Below are 14,496 nucleotides of genomic sequence, written 5' to 3'. Positions count from 1 at the left end.
GCAAGGCTATCCCCCCGAACATGCAAATGCCCGATGCAGGTTCTCCCTGTGGACAGGATGTAATCCGTCCCACATCTTGCGTTACCCACCGGGTGTACGCGCAACCCGGGCCGGTATGCGTACAGTGGCCCGGTCCCGGAGCAGGTCTATGAGGCGGATTCCCCACATGACGAGCAGCAGTACGAGGCGCCTTTCGCGCGTCGCAACGGCACTCACGGCGGCGGCCCTGAGCAGCACCTTGGCACTCACCGGATGCGGTGGTGAGCCCGACAAGAAGGCCGCCTCGCCGTCCCCGTCGCCGACCCCGGCGGCCACGGTGAAGTCGGCCGCGAAGCTCGTCCACGTGCAGGGCAAGTTCCCCAAGAGCCGGCACCAGGCGGTCTCCGCCAGCGTGGCCAAGGTCGTCGACCGGTGGCTGCAGGCGGCGTACGTCGGGGGTGACTACCCGCGCGCGACCTCCACCTTCACCGCGAAGTCCTTTCCGGGCTTCTCCAAGGTCACGATCGCCCAGGCGGGCAAGCAGATGACCCAGATGAGCAACGCCACGATCGCTCCTCACATCGACGGGGTCGAGGTGGTCGCCAGCGACGTCCACGTCGATCTGCTGGCCAACAACAACTATCCGGTCGGCGCGGTCGCACGGGTGCGGCTGGTCTACGACACCACGGGGGACCGGGCGTCACGCCAGACCGTCCGCGGCACCCTGGACATGGTGCCGACCAAGACCTCCTGGGCCGTCTTCGGCTTCAACATCACCCGCGAGGAGAAGCCGGCGCTGGACCCGTCCTCGGCGCCGTCCGCCTCGCCGAGCACCTCGGGAGACAAGTCATGAGCCGCATGACGACGCTCGTACGCCGCCGCCTCCTGACCACGCTCGCGCTGGGCGTGGTGCTCGCGCTGACCGCGGTCCTGGTGCCTGACGCCGAGGTCGCCCAGCCGCGCGCGGAGCTGATCGCGACCAAGTGGGCCAAGGGTCTCGACGTCGCCAAGTTCACCCGCAAGGGCGGCACGATCTGGGTCCTCGCCGTCGGCTCGGACGCCCGCCCCGGCCAGAAGGTCACCCGCACCCGCGGCGACGCGCTGCACCTGATCGGCTTCAACCCGTCCTCGGGCTATGCGACCGACATCAGCATCCCGCGCGACTCCTACGTCAACATCCCTGGCCACGGGCGCGACAAGATCAACTCGGCGCTGCTCTACGGCGGCCCGAAGCTGATGGGCCGCGCCGTCGGCAACCTGGTCGGCGTGCAGCCTCAGTACGTCTTCGTCACCTCCTTCTCGGGCATGAGCGACATGGTGATCGGGATCGGTGGCGTCGACGTCGACAACCCGCGTGCCTTCAGCGATCCGTACGTCGCGCGCTACGGCTTCAAGAAGGGCCGGATCCACATCAGCGGCCCGCACTCGGTCGACTTCGCGCGGGCCCGCAAGACGCTGCCAGGCGGTGACTTCGACCGCTCGGCCAACCAGTCCCGGGTGATCCGCGGCATCCACCGCAAGATCGTCGCCCGGCAGTACGACATCGGCTTCAAGGCCAAGGGCGTCTCGCTGGTGATGAAGAAGATGCACACCACCGGCCTCTCCGGCCGCGACCTCTACCAGCTCGCCAATGCCGTCGCCGCGATCAACCCGGGCAAGATCCGCACCTGCGTCGTTCCCGGCGGGATCGGCAACGCCGGCGCCGCCAGCGTTGTCTTCCCCAACGTCGGGGCGGCCCGGGCGATGGGCAACGACGCGCGCAACGACGGCCGGCTCAACCGCGGCTGCCGCGGCTGAGCCTCACCGGTGCGCGGCGACGAAGTCGCGCACCAACGGGGCGATGCGCTCGGGATGATCGGCGACCACCCAGTGTGAGCCGGCGACCTCGCGGACCGTCAGGTCCGCGACGTACGGCTGCGGGGCCTCGGTCGCCAGCGCCCGGCTGACGTAGACGTCGCCGGTCGGGGCGATGACCTGGACCGGGACGGTGACCGGCCGGGGCTGAGGGTGTCCCATCCGGGCGATCGCGTTGGCACGGTAGAGCTCGAGGCCGTTGATCCGGTCGGCCTGGGTGCGGTCCACGGCCGAGCCGCCGACGATCCGGTCGAGGAACCCGGAGCGCCACGCGAGCTCGGGGAGCAGCGGCGCCTGGAAGAACCCGATGTAGGTCGACTCGGCACCCTGCTTGAGGCGCTCGAGGACGCCGCGGGCGGTCCGCGCCGGCGTACGCAGCCAGGCTCCGGTCTGGTCGAGGCTCGGCCCCGAGATCGAGGTGAACGACGCGATCCGTTCGGACGGCACGTTGCCGGCGACCGCCTCCCATGTCTGGGTCGAGCCCCAGTCGTGGGCGAGCAGGTGCACCGGCGCCGACGGGCTGACCGCGTCGATGACGGACTGCAGATCCGCGTTGAGCTGCTCGATCAGATAGCCCTCGCGCTTGGCCGGTGCCTGCGAGCTGCCGTGGCCGCGTACGTCGTAGGTCACGATCCGCAGCTCGCTGCCGAGGATCCTCACCAGCGGGAGCCAGACGCTGGCGTTGTCGGGGTAGCCGTGGACGCAGACCAGCGTCGGGCGGGTGTCGCCGGGAGACCCGAAGTCGGTGACGGCCAGCCGGAGCCCGTCGGTGGTCGTTACGTAAAGGCTGCTCACGTGGGCGAGGCTAGTCGGCCGAGGTTCACGCCGACGTGACACGATTCGCCCCATGGACATCAGCTATCCGGTCACGATCGCCGCGGCTCGCACCTGGTTCAAGCTCGGCGACATCAAGATCAACATGACCGGCGCGGAGCACATCCCCGAGTCGGGCGGTGCCCTGCTGGCGGTCAACCACCTCTCCTTCGTCGACTACATCATGGCCGGGTTCCCCGGGGCGGAGCGCGGCCGGCTGACCCGGTTCATCGCGAAGAAGGAGGTCTTCGACCACCCCGTCGGCGGCCCGGTGATGCGCTCGTTCCACCACATCCCGATCGACCGCAGCTACGGCGCGGCCGGGATGAAGAAGGCTGTCGACTACCTCCAGGACGGTGAGGTCGTCGGGATCTTCCCCGAGGCGACCATCTCGCGCTCGTTCCTGATCAAGGACCTCAAGACCGGCACCGTACGCATCGCCGCCGACGCCGGAGTCCCGCTGATCCCCGTCGTGCTGTGGGGCACCCAGCGGATCATGACCAAGGGGCAGAAGGTCGACCTGTCGCGTCACAAGACGATCGGGATCGAGATCGGCCCGCCGCTGCCGGTGACCGGGGAGGACCCGGCCGCCGAGACCGCTGCGCTCAAGGCGCAGATGGAGGCCATGCTCGACCGGCTGATCAAGGCGCACCCCGCCGAGGAGCAGCCCCCGGGCTCGTGGTGGCTGCCGAAGGCGTACGGCGGCTCGGCCCCCACGCTCGAGGAGGCCGAGACGATGTACGCCGAGGAGCGCAGGCTGCGCGCTCAGCGGAAGGCCGCGAAGCGGAAGTCCTGAGGACTCTCCTGAGGTTGTCGAAGGGCTCGACCTAGGTCGGAGCGCCGGCGCGCTCGGCGCCGGCCATGTGCTCGACCGCGGTCATCGCAACATCGAAGAGCCCGTCGACGACGTCGTCGTAGCCGTGGGTGCTGCCCACGAATGGATTCAGTCGGGGATCCTGGCCGGTGGCTCCGATGATTGCGGCGATGGCTTCGCCTGCCTCTTCGGTCACCTTCGCGACTCTCCCCCAGAGAACGGCTTCGGCGTCGCGATCGCCCTGGGACTCATCGAGCCACCGGGACAGATACGCGAGCAGAGCCGGCGTAGCGTCGGTCATGCGGTCGGAGTCTAGGGCGCTCCCGGTAATCCGGTCGAGCCTTAGATATCGGGGCTACTCAGCGGGCTGGTAGACCCCGAGCCGATTTCCGGACGGGTCGGTGAAGATGAACCGGCGCCCGCCGGGGTAGTCGTAGGGCGCTTCGGTGATCGTGCCGCCGGCCTTCTCGACGGCCGCCACCGCGGCCTCCAGGTCGGCCGTGCGGATCAACGGGAGCGGGGCGACGGGGGTCTCGGAGGCGTACATCCCGCCGTTCTCGTCCTTGCCGTCGGGACCGACGATCCCGGCGTACATCCCGCCGTAGTCGTTGAAGGACCAGCCGAAGGCGGACTCGTAGAAGGTGCGGGAGCTCGGGAGGTCGGTGACCGCGAGCTCGAGGTAGTCGATGTGGAGTGCATTCATGCCCATCGACGCTACTCGCGACCACCGACACTTCTGGTCAGCCGAAGTCGATCTCGAATCCCTTGCCGCGGAAGGAGCCGAGCTTGGTGGCGTCGCGGAGGTAGGCGAGCGGGCCGTCGGGGTCGAAGGCCCAGGTGCCGCGCGCGGGCAGCAGCTTGGCGCGGCCCTTCATGGTGAGCCAGGCCGTGTCGGGGTGCTCCTCGATGCCCGGCTGCTCCACGTTGCCCTGCATCGGCACGGGCGGGGCGAGCTGGGTGACATCGTTGAACTTCGCCGTCGCGATGGGTCCGTCGTCGGAGCTCGCCTCCCAGGTGTGGGTCGCCAGCGGCCCCTTGGTGGACGAACCTCCGCTGAACTTGGCCAGCCCCTTCGGGATCGCCCACAACGTGCGCCCGCCGGCCACGGAGTCGGGGGAGTCCACCCAGATGTCGACGACGCTCACCGCCTTCTTCCCGTTGGACGCGGTGATCACCCGGGCGGAGAGGAGCTCGTGGTAGGTCAGCGGGCTCGGCTCGGTGTAGTCGACCAGGGCGACGGCGTAGATGCCCTTCGGGCGCAGCTCGTCGACGTCGTGGGCGAGCCGGTAGACCGAGAGCCACATCGATCCGTGCATGTGCCAAGGGGCTGGGGGATAGCTGGTCACGTGGGTCTCCCGAATTTCTGTTGTGGTCCGTGTCGAAGCGGTCATGCTCGGTTCGACGCGTAGGCGTGTGGCGATCGTCGCCACGTTTTACCCAAGGAGACCAGAGATGACCGACCAGGTGAAGGGCCCCGCCGCCTACTTCCCGTCCATCGAGAAGAAGTACGGCCGCCCGATCGCGGAGTGGCAGCAGATCATCCGCGACAGCGGGATCACCAAGCATATGGAGCTCGTCGGCATGCTGAAGACCGAGTACGCCCTCGGCCACGGTCACGCCAACGCCCTCGTCGCCCACACCCTCGCCGAGGGGCGATGAGCGAGGGTGCTTCAGAGATCTAGTGCGAGATAGGCCGAGGGCACTGCGTCCGTCAGCCAGACGTTGTTGTCGGTGCACCAGAAGGTGAGCCCGTCGGCATGCATCGTGGCCGCGTCGATGGGCATGCCGACTGCCTCGTCCGCTGCCGGTTATCGGTCGAAAATGAGAGAAACCGCTGGTCACCCAGCGGTCTCATCTGTGCCCCCGGCAGGAATCGAACCTGCGGCCTACGGTACCGGAAACCGGCGCTCTATCCCCTGAGCTACGGAGGCGATGCACTGCTCGAGCAGTGCGAATGGAACCCTACAGGCTGGGACGGATAACGGTGAAACCGACTGGCGCTTATACGCTGGACCTCGTGACTCCTGAGCAGCTTTCCACCGCGGTCGTCGATGTCCTCACCGCGCTCGTCGATGAGGGTGCGATCACCCTTCCCGACGGCGTTCCGAGCACTGTCACGGTGGAGCGACCCCGGCAGAAGGGGCACGGCGACTACGCCACCAACGTGGCGCTGCAGCTGGCCAAGAAGGCGGGGATGAACCCGCGTGCGCTGGGGGAGCAGGTCGCGGAGAAGCTGAAGGCGACCGACGGGATCGCGGACGTCGAGATCGCCGGTCCGGGCTTCCTGAACATCTCCGTCGAGGCCGGTGCCCAGGGCAAGCTGGCGGGCGAGATCGTCGCCGCCGGGGCTGCGTACGGCAACAACGACTCCTTCAAGGGCCACAACATCAACCTGGAGTTCGTCTCAGCCAACCCGACCGGCCCGCTGCACCTCGGTGGTGTCCGCTGGGCCGCGGTCGGGGACGCGCTCGGTCGTGTCCTGGAGGCGTCCGGCGCCGAGGTCACCCGGGAGTACTACTTCAACGACCACGGCGGCCAGATCGACCGCTTCGCGCGCTCGCTCCTGGCCTGGGCCCAGGGCCAGCCGGTGCCGGAGGACGGCTACGGCGGGGCGTACATCGAGGAGATCGCCAAGCAGGTCCTCGCCAAGGAGCCGAACGCGCTCGAGAGCGACGACCCGCAGGAGGTCTTCCGGTCGATCGGCGTGGAGCTGATGTTCGCCGAGATCAAGCAGAGCCTGCACGACTTCAACGTCGACTTCGACGTCTACTTCCACGAGGACAACCTCCACAAGTCAGGAGCCGTGGAGCGCGCCATCGAGAAGCTCCGCGAGCTCGGCAACGTCTACGAGAAGGACGGCGCGATCTGGCTGGCGACCGAGAAGTTCGGTGACGACAAGGACCGTGTCGTCATCAAGGCCGACGGCAACGGGGCCTACTTCTCCGGCGACCTCGCCTACTACCTCGACAAGCGCGAGCGCGGCTTCGACCGGTGCTTCATCATGCTGGGCGCCGACCACCACGGCTACGTCGGCCGGATGATGGCGATGTGCGCCGCCTTCGGCGACACGCCCCACGAGAACCTCGAGATCCTGATCGGCCAGATGGTCAACCTCCTCAAGGACGGCCAGCCGATGCGGATGTCGAAGCGTGCCGGCACCGTGGTCACCATCGACGACATCGTCGAGGCGATCGGGGTGGACGCGGCCCGCTACGCGCTGGCGCGCTACTCCAGCGACTCCAACATCGACATCGACCTCGACCTGTGGGCCAAGGCCGACAGCGCCAACCCGGTCTACTACGTGCAGTACGTCCACGCGCGCACCTGCCGGATGATGGCCAACGCGGCCGACCTGGGCATGCAGATCGATCTCGACACCTTCGAGCCGGAGCTGCTCACCCACGAGCGCGAGGGCGAGCTGCTGCGTGCGCTGGCCGAGCTGCCCCGCGTGGTCGCGACCGCCGCCGAGCTGCGCGAGCCGCACCGCGTCGCCCGCTACCTCGAGGACACCGCCGGGATCTTCCACCGCTGGTACGACGATGACGACTGCCGCATGCTGCCCAAGGGCGACGAGCCGGTCGCGCCCATCAACCTGGCCCGGCTGGCACTCGTCTCCGCCGCCCGCACCGTCTTCGCCAACGGCCTCGGTCTGCTCGGCGTCTCAGCCCCGGAGCGGATGTGATGACCTCCCACGCATCGCCGGGCTCGTTCACCGGCACCTCTCCGGTATGGCTGAAGACCCCCGACGACGTCAACGCCCTCGTGCCCGCGCTGTGGTCGGCGACGGCCGAGAAGACCGACGGTGTCCTCACCGTCGGAGGCGTCGCGGTGCCCGACCTGGTCGCGAACATCAACACCCCTGCGTACGTCCTGGACGAGGCCGACTTCCGCGAGCGCGCCCGCGCGTTCCGTGACGCCTTCACGGGCTACGACGTCTACTACGCCGGCAAGGCGTTCCTGTGCACCGAGGTGGCGCGCTGGGTGGCGCAGGAGGGGCTCTGCCTCGACGTCTGCTCCAACGGTGAGCTCTCGGTCGCGCTGCGCGCCGAGGTGGACCCGGCGAAGATCGGCTACCACGGCAACAACAAGACCCCGATGGAGCTGCGCCGGGCGATCGTCGCGGGCGTCGGACGGATCATCGTCGACTCCTTCCACGAGGTCGAGCGGGTCGCCGCGATCGCCGCCGAGACCGGCCTCACCGCCCGGGTGATGGTGCGGGTGACCGCCGGCGTCGAGGCCCACACCCACGAATACATCGCCACCGCCCACGAGGACCAGAAGTTCGGCTTCTCGATCTCCTCCGGCGACGCCTTCGAGGCCGTACGCCGGCTGCTGGAGGCCCCGAACGTCGAGATGCGCGGGCTCCACTCCCACATCGGTTCCCAGATCTTCGACTCCTCCGGCTTCGAGGTCGCCATCCGGCGGGTGCTGGCGCTGCAGGCGCGGATCCGGGACGAGCTCGGCACCGAGCTTCCCGAGATGGACCTCGGTGGTGGCTTCGGCATCGCCTACACCACCCAGGACGACCCCTCGACGCCCAAGGCCCTGGCCGAGGAGCTCACCGCGATCGTCGAGCACGAGTGCCGTGGCTTCGGACTCGCGGTGCCGCACCTCTCGATCGAACCGGGCCGCGCCATCGTGGGCCCCTCGATGTGCACCGTATACACGGTCGGCACGGTCAAGGAGGTCGCCCTAGACGGCGGCGTCACCCGCACCTACGTGAGCGTCGACGGCGGGATGAGCGACAACATCCGCACGGCTCTCTACGACGCCGACTACTCCGCCACCCTCGCCGGCCGGTCCTCGTCCGCCGGGCCAGTGCTCGGCCGTGTCGTCGGCAAGCACTGCGAGGCCGGCGACATCGTGGTCAAGCACGAGTTCCTGCCCGGCGACATCGCTCCCGGTGACCTGATCGCGGTCCCGGGCACCGGTGCCTACGGTCGCTCGATGGCATCCAACTACAACCACGCCCTGCGTCCGCCGGTCGTCGCGGTCCGCGACGGTGAGTCCCGGGTGATCGTCCGGCGCGAGACCGAGGACGACCTCTTCGCCACCGACATGGGCTGACTGGGCGCGTTCCTCCGTCAAGGTATGCAGACGAAGGCACACATCCCCAGCGGAGCTCCGCTGGGGATGTGGTCTTTTCTCTGCATACCCTTCGACAGGCTCAGGACACCGCCTTGACGGAGGGTCATGACCGCAGTGCCCGGAGGACCGCCCGCCCACGCGGTGAGAGACGGTAGCCGACGGGGAGGGACTCGGTGAGGCCGAGCTCCTTGAGCCGGCGGATATCGGCCTTGAACGGCTTCTTCTCTCGCCCGATCGAGGCCGCGATGGTCTCGGCCAGCTCACCGGGCCGAGCCTCGATGAGCTCCAAGTGCTCCCGTGTCCACGGGCCACGGCGGCTGCGCCGGTCCATGTCGGCCAGCTTCGCGACCAGTGCAGCGGTCTCGGTCTTTCCCGGGCGCTTGGTACGCAGCGCGACCCGCTCGTCCTCGCCGGCATAGCGCATCTCGATCCGGTAGACCTCGCCGTCCTTGCGGGAGAGGAAGGCGAGCAGGTTCTCGAGGGTCATGCCCGCCCGGCGGGCATCCTCGTCGGTCAGCGTGTCGCAGGACACCGGCGAGACGGAGATGAACTCGACCACGCCAATCCGGGTGCGCTGGCGGCCTCCGGCGACATGCATCGGACGTTTCCAGCGGCGGAAGGCGAGGTCGACCTCGCCGGTGCGGATGCGTTCGAGGTCGGCGTTGGGGAACAGCACGCACCCATCAAACCGCGTGGCGTACGAAATTCGGTTTCGCCTTCCCGAAATCCCTGGGTCCGTGAGCCTACGATGGGGCGCATGCCGAGGGGGGTCTACTCAGAGAGACCGCTCGCGACGCCGTCCCAGGCGCCGCGAGCGTCTGTCGCCCGGCTGACGAAGGAGCGGCGGGACAGCGTGTCCCGAGCGGCGCAGACGTTCGGCTGGCACGTGGTGACCGGCAAGGCCGCCGCGCAGCGGCCGGTGCGGTGGGAGGTGCTGGGGCCGGACGTACGCGCCGAGCGCTGCGACCTCGTCGTCGACGGCACCTGCGACGGGATCCTGGTCGAGTACTGGCACGGCAAGGCGTCCTCCGGGAAGGGGCCTTGGCGTCCGGCGCGCTGGGTGGTGGTGCGCGTCCCCGCCCACCTGCCGAAGACGGCCGCGATGATCGGGCTCTCGCCGGGCTCGGGCAACACCGGCACCGGCCGGGTGCCCACGCCGATCTTCTTCCCGCCGGAGTTCCGCGCCAAGACCAACGTGACCACCCCCGACGGTGCCGTCATCGCCGCCGACGAGGAGCATGCACGCTCGCTGTCCCGGTTCGCCAGCCATGTCGTCGACGAGCGGCTGTGGGTGGTGGCCCGCGACGACGCCATCACCGTCACCACCGACGTGGAGCCGGACGCGGAGGAGCTGCTCCGTCGCGTACGTCTGGCGCGTGATGTCGCCGCGGTGCTGCGGCCGATCCCGGAGCTCGCCTGAGGCTCATCCAAGGCTTGGGGAAAGCCCTTGACCTCAAGTGAGCTTGAGCATGTTGACTCAAGACATGCGAGCGATCAGACAGCACGAGTTCGGCGGCCCGGAGGTCCTGCGACTCGAGGGGGTACCCGACCCGACACCAGGCCCGGGCCAGGTACGCATCAGGGTGGAGGCCGCGGGGATCCACCGTCTCGACACCTCGATCAGAGCTGCCGACCTGCCGCCGACGATGCCGCGACCGGAGCTCCCGATGACTCCCGGCCGCGAGGTCGCCGGCGTGATCGACGAGCTCGGTGAGGGCGTCGACGAGGCATGGCGGGGCGCGAAGGTCGTCGCGCATCTCGGTCCGGGAAGCAGCGGCGGCTACGCCGAGCTCGCGGTCGCCGACGAGACGCAGCTCTACCGACGTCCCGACGGGCTGGAGTCGGCCGAGGCCGTGGCCGCGATCGGCACCGGCCGCACCTCCGCCGCGGTCCTCGAGGCCGCACAGATCACTTCCGACGACGTCGTCGTGGTCACCTCGGCCGCCGGCGGCATGGGCGCGATCCTGCTCCAGGGCATCCGCAACGCGGGCGCCCGCGCGGTCGGGCTCGCGGGCTCCGACGCCAAGCTCGAGATCGCCCGCGGCTTCGGCGCGCAGACCGCGATCGACTACCGCACGGACGGCTGGCTGGAGCGGCTTCGCGCCGAGGAGCCCCGGATCACGGTTCTTCTCGACGGGCTCGGGGGTGACGTACCCAGGCAGGTCTACGCACACCTCGAGCCGGAGGGGAGGATGGTTCGCTTCTCCGGCGACCAGGACGGCTACGAGGGCGCCGCGAAGATCATCGACATCCTCGGCCCCTGGGTCCAGGGCCGGATCAAGGAGTTCGAGCAGGCCTCGCTCGAGGCCGCCGCGGACGGCTCGCGCACGCCGTACGTCGGCTCCGCCTTCCCGCTCGCCGAGGCGGCAGCCGCCCATCGTGCACTCGAGGCCCGGGAGACCACCGGCAAGGTCGTGCTGCTGACCTGAGCCGAAACCTGGCGGAGGTGTCCGCGCCTAGAGCGGAAGTCGGACCCTGGAGCCTGTCCCGGATACCCTTGGGCGCGTGAGCAGCAACAAGACGACCGCGCACGCCGTCGACCCGTTGGGCGTCGCCGTCCTCGGCTGCGGTGTGGTGGGGTCCCAGGTGGTCCGGCTCCTGCTCGAGGGCGATGCGGATCTCGCCGCCAGAGTGGGTGCGCCGCTGGAGATCAGGGGCGTGGCCGTACGCCGCCTCGACGCCCCCCGCGACGTCGAGGTGCCCGCTGAGCTGCTCACCACGGACGCCCAGGGCCTGGTCGCCCGCGACGACGTCGACCTCGTCGTCGAGGTGATCGGCGGCATCGAGCCGGCCCGCGGTCTCATCCTCAAGGCGCTGGAGAGCGGCGCCAGCGTCGTCACCGCCAACAAGGCGCTGCTCGCCGAGGACGGCCCGACGCTCTACGAGGCCGCCGAGAAGGCCGGCACCGACCTCTACTACGAGGCCGCGGTCGCCGGCGCGATCCCGATCCTGCGTCCCCTGCGCGACTCGCTCGTCGGCGACCACGTCACCAAGGTGATGGGCATCGTCAACGGCACCACCAACTACATCCTCGACAAGATGGACACCTACGGCGCCGGCTTCGAGGAGGCTCTCGCCGAGGCCCAGGAGCTGGGCTACGCCGAGGCCGACCCGACCGCCGACGTCGAGGGCTTCGACGCCGCCGCCAAGGCAGCCATCCTGGCGAGCCTTGCCTTCCATACCCGGGTGACCGCCAGCGACGTCTACCGCGAGGGCATCACCGAGGTGACCGCCGGCGACGTCGCCTCGGCCAAGGCCATGGGCAGCGTCGTCAAGCTGCTCGCGATCGCCGAGCTCGAGGACGACGACGTCTCGGTCCGGGTCCACCCCGTGATGATCCCGCGCACCCACGCGCTGGCGACCGTACGCGGCGCCTACAACGCCGTCTTCGTCGAGTCCGCGTCGGCCGGCGACCTGATGTTCTACGGCCAGGGCGCGGGCGGAGATCCCACCGCGAGCGCCGTCCTGGGCGACCTGGTCACGATCGCCCGCAACAAGGTCCTCGGCGCTCGTGCCTTCGGCGAGTCCGCCTACGCCGACCGCGCGGTGCGCCCGATGGGCGAGACCGTCACCCGCTACCACGTCAGCCTCGACGTGGCCGACAAGGCCGGCGTGCTCGCCGCCGTCGCGACCGCCTTCTCCGAGCACGGCGTCTCGATCAAGGCCGTACGCCAAGAAGGCAGGGGAGAGGACGCCCAGCTCGTCGTCGTCTCCCACGAGGCCCCCGATGCCGCGCTCGCGGCGACCGTGCAGCACCTGCGCGAGATGGAGTTCGTCCGCGACGTCGCCTCGGTGATGCGCGTAGAAGGAGCAGTTTGATGACAACCAGCCAATGGCGCGGTGTGATCGAGGAGTATCGAACCCTCCTCGACATCCCCCAGGACACCCCGGCGGTGACCCTCGGCGAGGGTGGCACCCCGCTGGTCCACTCCGAGTGGCTCTCCGGCGCGACCAAGGGTGAGGTGTGGCTGAAGGTCGAGGGCCAGAACCCGACCGGCTCGTTCAAGGACCGCGGCATGACCGCGGCCATCTCCGTCGCCGTCCACGAGGGCGCCAAGGCCGTGGTCTGCGCCTCGACCGGCAACACGTCGGCCTCGATGGCCGCGTACGCAGCCAAGGCCGGGATCACCCCGGTCGTGCTCGTCCCCAACGGCAAGATCAGCGCCGCCAAGATGGCCCAGGCGCTGGTCCACGGCGCCGAGGTGGTCAAGGTACGCGGCAACTTCGACGACTGCCTCAAGCTCTCCCGCGCCCTCGCCGACAGCTACCCGGTCGCGCTGGTCAACTCGGTCAACCCGGTCCGCCTCGAGGGTCAGAAGACGGCGTCGTTCGAGGTCGTCGACCGCCTGGGCGACGCCCCTGACTACCACCTCATGCCGATCGGCAACGCCGGCAACCTCTCCGCCTACTGGCTCGGCTACGAGCAGTACGCAGCGGCCGGCCACGCCACCAAGACCCCGGTCATGCGCGCCTTCCAGGCCGAGGGTGCGGCGCCGCTCGTGCTCGGGCACCCCGTCGAGCACCCCGAGACCAAGGCGACCGCGATCCGCATCGGCAACCCGGCCTCGTGGCAGCTCGCGGAGGCCGCGGCCGCCAAGTCCGGTGGCCGCTTCCGCGCCCTCTCCGACGAGCAGATCCTCTCCGCCCAGTCGCTGCTCGCCCGCAACGACGGCGTCTTCGTCGAGCCCGCCTCGGCGGCCGGTGTCGCCGGGCTCCTCGCCGACCTCGAGGCGGGGGAGACGTACGCCGGAGCCACCACGGTCATCACCGTCACCGGCCATGGGCTCAAGGACACCGCCACCGCGCTGGAGTTCTTCGGTGAGCTGCCCGAGATCATCATCGACGCCGACCTCGAGGCCGCGGCGGCCGCAGCCGGGCTCGTGTAGCACCGATGACGTTCGTAGAAGGCCCGGTCACCGTCACCGTCCCGGCCACCTCCGCCAACCTCGGCCCCGGCTACGACTCGCTGGGGCTGGCGCTCGACCTGCGTGACGAGCTCACCGGCGAGGTCGTGCCGGGCGGGACGTTGGAGGTCACCGTCGAGGGCGCTGGCGAGGGCACGGTCCCGCTCGACGAGTCCCACCTCGTCGTACGCTCCATGCGGGCCGCCTTCGAGATCATCGGCAAGCAGCCGGCCGGTCTGCGGCTGCACTGCCGCAACCGGATCCCGCACGCGCGTGGACTGGGGTCGTCCTCGGCCGCGATCATCGGCGGCCTCGTGCTCGCTCGTGCCCTGGTCGCCGGGGGAGAGCTGATCCTCGATGACGACACCCTGTTCCAGAAGGCCGCCGAGATCGAGGGCCACCCCGACAACGTGGCCCCGGCCTTCCACGGCGGCTTCACGATCGCGGGTGACGACGATGGCTTCTTTGCAGTCCGCACCGCCGTCGACCCGAGGGTCAGTGTCGTGGTCTTCGTTCCCGCGACCGGCGGCGAGACCAAGGCCGCCCGGGGACTGCTGCCCGACACGGTCCCGCACTCCGACGCGGCGGCCGATGCGGGGCGTACGGCCCTCCTGGTCGCGGCGCTGAGCGATGCGCCCGAGCACCTGCACCGCGCCACCCGCGACTTCCTGCACCAGGAGTACCGCCGACCTGCGATGCCGGAGTCGCTCGCCCTGGTCGACGAGCTGCGCGCCGACGGTGTCGCGGCGATCGTCTCCGGCGCCGGGCCCACGGTCCTGGCGTTCAGCAGCGGGGTCGAGTCCGCCGAGACCAGCAAGCTCACCGCTCGCTGTCCCGAGGGCTGGGCCTGCCATGCGCTGAGCGTCGACATGGACGGCGTACGCATCCTCTGACCCGCCTTCCGGGCCCCTGCTGTGAGGGGTGCCATGCGTGTTAGCCTGGGCATACATCCGTTGGGCCGTTCAGGCCCGCGGAAGTGCTATCCCCCTTTCGTGCCGTGCCACTTCGTTTGGCGCGCATCGGTGCGTCAGGGGTTCTGACAAA

16 protein-coding genes and 1 tRNA gene are annotated in these 14,496 nt (G+C 69.6%); 11 read left to right on the top strand and 6 right to left on the bottom strand.

Features of this window, described 5'->3' with window-relative positions:
* The first annotated feature begins 166 nt into the window (after positions 1–166).
* Both ABZY89_RS08560 and ABZY89_RS08555 read left to right on the top strand, forming a co-directional pair.
* On the top strand, positions 167–832 hold the full coding sequence (locus ABZY89_RS08560; protein ID WP_355226300.1) for a hypothetical protein: 666 nt from the start codon (positions 167–169) through the stop codon (positions 830–832).
* Positions 829–1,776, top strand: a complete 948-nt coding sequence (locus ABZY89_RS08555; RefSeq protein ID WP_355226298.1) for an LCP family protein — start codon at positions 829–831, stop codon at positions 1,774–1,776. Before ABZY89_RS08560 ends, ABZY89_RS08555 begins: the two co-directional genes overlap by 4 nt.
* A 3-nt stretch (positions 1,777–1,779) precedes the next feature.
* Here the strand turns inward: ABZY89_RS08555 and ABZY89_RS08550 are convergent, their stop codons facing one another.
* Positions 1,780–2,628 (bottom strand): alpha/beta fold hydrolase, encoded by an 849-nt coding sequence (locus ABZY89_RS08550; protein WP_355226296.1) that lies wholly within the window; start codon positions 2,626–2,628, stop codon positions 1,780–1,782.
* Positions 2,629–2,680: 52 nt separating this feature from the next.
* Between ABZY89_RS08550 and ABZY89_RS08545 the strand changes: the two genes are divergently transcribed.
* Positions 2,681–3,442 (top strand): lysophospholipid acyltransferase family protein, encoded by a 762-nt coding sequence (locus ABZY89_RS08545; protein ID WP_355226294.1) that lies wholly within the window; start codon positions 2,681–2,683, stop codon positions 3,440–3,442.
* 31 nt (positions 3,443–3,473) lie between these two features.
* Here ABZY89_RS08545 and ABZY89_RS08540 read toward each other — a convergent pair whose 3' ends face one another.
* Genes ABZY89_RS08540 through ABZY89_RS08530 form a run of 3 tightly spaced genes read right to left on the bottom strand, consistent with a single transcriptional unit; the run spans position 3,474 to position 4,806 of the window.
* Positions 3,474–3,761 carry a MazG-like family protein gene (locus ABZY89_RS08540; protein ID WP_355226292.1) on the bottom strand — a complete coding sequence of 96 codons (288 nt, stop codon included), beginning with the start codon at positions 3,759–3,761 and terminating at the stop codon, positions 3,474–3,476.
* A gap of 54 nt (positions 3,762–3,815) precedes the next feature.
* The gene (locus ABZY89_RS08535; protein WP_160027707.1) at positions 3,816–4,163 is read right to left on the bottom strand and encodes a VOC family protein; all 348 of its coding nucleotides are present in this window, start codon (positions 4,161–4,163) and stop codon (positions 3,816–3,818) included.
* Between the two features lie 37 nt (positions 4,164–4,200).
* Positions 4,201–4,806, bottom strand: a complete 606-nt coding sequence (locus tag ABZY89_RS08530) for an acetoacetate decarboxylase family protein (protein ID WP_355226290.1) — start codon at positions 4,804–4,806, stop codon at positions 4,201–4,203.
* A gap of 106 nt (positions 4,807–4,912) precedes the next feature.
* Here ABZY89_RS08530 and ABZY89_RS08525 point away from each other — a divergent pair, with 106 nt between their 5' ends.
* The gene (locus ABZY89_RS08525) at positions 4,913–5,119 is read left to right on the top strand and encodes a DUF4287 domain-containing protein (protein WP_355226288.1); all 207 of its coding nucleotides are present in this window, start codon (positions 4,913–4,915) and stop codon (positions 5,117–5,119) included.
* Between the two features lie 199 nt (positions 5,120–5,318).
* Here the strand turns inward: ABZY89_RS08525 and ABZY89_RS08520 are convergent.
* A tRNA-Arg gene (locus tag ABZY89_RS08520) sits at positions 5,319–5,391 on the bottom strand.
* Between the two features lie 86 nt (positions 5,392–5,477).
* On the opposite strand from ABZY89_RS08520, the gene argS reads away from it, so the two are divergent.
* Both argS and lysA read left to right on the top strand, forming a co-directional pair.
* Positions 5,478–7,142: an arginine--tRNA ligase gene (gene argS / locus ABZY89_RS08515; protein WP_355226286.1), complete on the top strand. Its 1,665-nt coding sequence runs from the start codon at positions 5,478–5,480 to the stop codon at positions 7,140–7,142.
* Positions 7,142–8,527 (top strand): diaminopimelate decarboxylase, encoded by a 1,386-nt coding sequence (gene lysA / locus ABZY89_RS08510; protein ID WP_355226285.1) that lies wholly within the window; start codon positions 7,142–7,144, stop codon positions 8,525–8,527. Before argS ends, lysA begins: the two co-directional genes overlap by 1 nt.
* Before the next feature lie 124 nt (positions 8,528–8,651).
* On the opposite strand, the gene ABZY89_RS08505 is transcribed toward lysA, so the two are convergent.
* Positions 8,652–9,224, bottom strand: coding sequence for a hypothetical protein (locus tag ABZY89_RS08505; protein WP_355226283.1), 573 nt, complete (start codon positions 9,222–9,224; stop codon positions 8,652–8,654).
* Between the two features lie 177 nt (positions 9,225–9,401).
* On the opposite strand from ABZY89_RS08505, the gene ABZY89_RS08500 reads away from it, so the two are divergent.
* From ABZY89_RS08500 to thrB, 5 genes are all read left to right on the top strand, one after another.
* Positions 9,402–9,968 carry a hypothetical protein gene (locus tag ABZY89_RS08500; RefSeq protein ID WP_355226281.1) on the top strand — a complete coding sequence of 189 codons (567 nt, stop codon included), beginning with the start codon at positions 9,402–9,404 and terminating at the stop codon, positions 9,966–9,968.
* Between the two features lie 64 nt (positions 9,969–10,032).
* Positions 10,033–10,977: a zinc-binding dehydrogenase gene (locus ABZY89_RS08495; RefSeq protein WP_355226280.1), complete on the top strand. Its 945-nt coding sequence runs from the start codon at positions 10,033–10,035 to the stop codon at positions 10,975–10,977.
* Between the two features lie 76 nt (positions 10,978–11,053).
* Complete coding sequence (locus ABZY89_RS08490; protein WP_355226278.1) at positions 11,054–12,367, top strand: homoserine dehydrogenase; 1,314 nt, start codon at positions 11,054–11,056, stop codon at positions 12,365–12,367.
* On the top strand, positions 12,367–13,434 hold the full coding sequence (thrC, locus tag ABZY89_RS08485) for a threonine synthase (protein ID WP_355226276.1): 1,068 nt from the start codon (positions 12,367–12,369) through the stop codon (positions 13,432–13,434). The genes ABZY89_RS08490 and thrC overlap by 1 nt, the downstream gene beginning before the upstream one ends.
* A 5-nt stretch (positions 13,435–13,439) precedes the next feature.
* On the top strand, positions 13,440–14,345 hold the full coding sequence (thrB, locus tag ABZY89_RS08480; RefSeq protein WP_355226274.1) for a homoserine kinase: 906 nt from the start codon (positions 13,440–13,442) through the stop codon (positions 14,343–14,345).
* Positions 14,346–14,496: the final 151 nt, after the last annotated feature.

The organism is Nocardioides sp. NPDC006303, assembly GCF_040613175.1.
In the GTDB taxonomy this organism is placed as follows: Bacteria; Actinomycetota; Actinomycetes; order Propionibacteriales; family Nocardioidaceae; genus Nocardioides.
Note: the sequence above shows the minus strand (reverse complement) of the source record. Positions and strands in the feature narration are given on the sequence as shown.

Coding starts and splice junctions, on each gene's coding strand:
- ABZY89_RS08540 (WP_355226292.1), bottom strand. CDS start 3,761: ATGACCGACGCTACGCCGGCTCTGCTCGCGTATCTGTCCCGGTGGCTC.
- lysA (WP_355226285.1), top strand. CDS start 7,142: ATGACCTCCCACGCATCGCCGGGCTCGTTCACCGGCACCTCTCCGGTA.
- thrC (WP_355226276.1), top strand. CDS start 12,367: ATGACAACCAGCCAATGGCGCGGTGTGATCGAGGAGTATCGAACCCTC.
- ABZY89_RS08525 (WP_355226288.1), top strand. CDS start 4,913: ATGACCGACCAGGTGAAGGGCCCCGCCGCCTACTTCCCGTCCATCGAG.
- ABZY89_RS08560 (WP_355226300.1), top strand. CDS start 167: ATGACGAGCAGCAGTACGAGGCGCCTTTCGCGCGTCGCAACGGCACTC.
- ABZY89_RS08545 (WP_355226294.1), top strand. CDS start 2,681: ATGGACATCAGCTATCCGGTCACGATCGCCGCGGCTCGCACCTGGTTC.
- ABZY89_RS08495 (WP_355226280.1), top strand. CDS start 10,033: ATGCGAGCGATCAGACAGCACGAGTTCGGCGGCCCGGAGGTCCTGCGA.
- ABZY89_RS08535 (WP_160027707.1), bottom strand. CDS start 4,163: ATGAATGCACTCCACATCGACTACCTCGAGCTCGCGGTCACCGACCTC.
- thrB (WP_355226274.1), top strand. CDS start 13,440: ATGACGTTCGTAGAAGGCCCGGTCACCGTCACCGTCCCGGCCACCTCC.
- ABZY89_RS08555 (WP_355226298.1), top strand. CDS start 829: ATGAGCCGCATGACGACGCTCGTACGCCGCCGCCTCCTGACCACGCTC.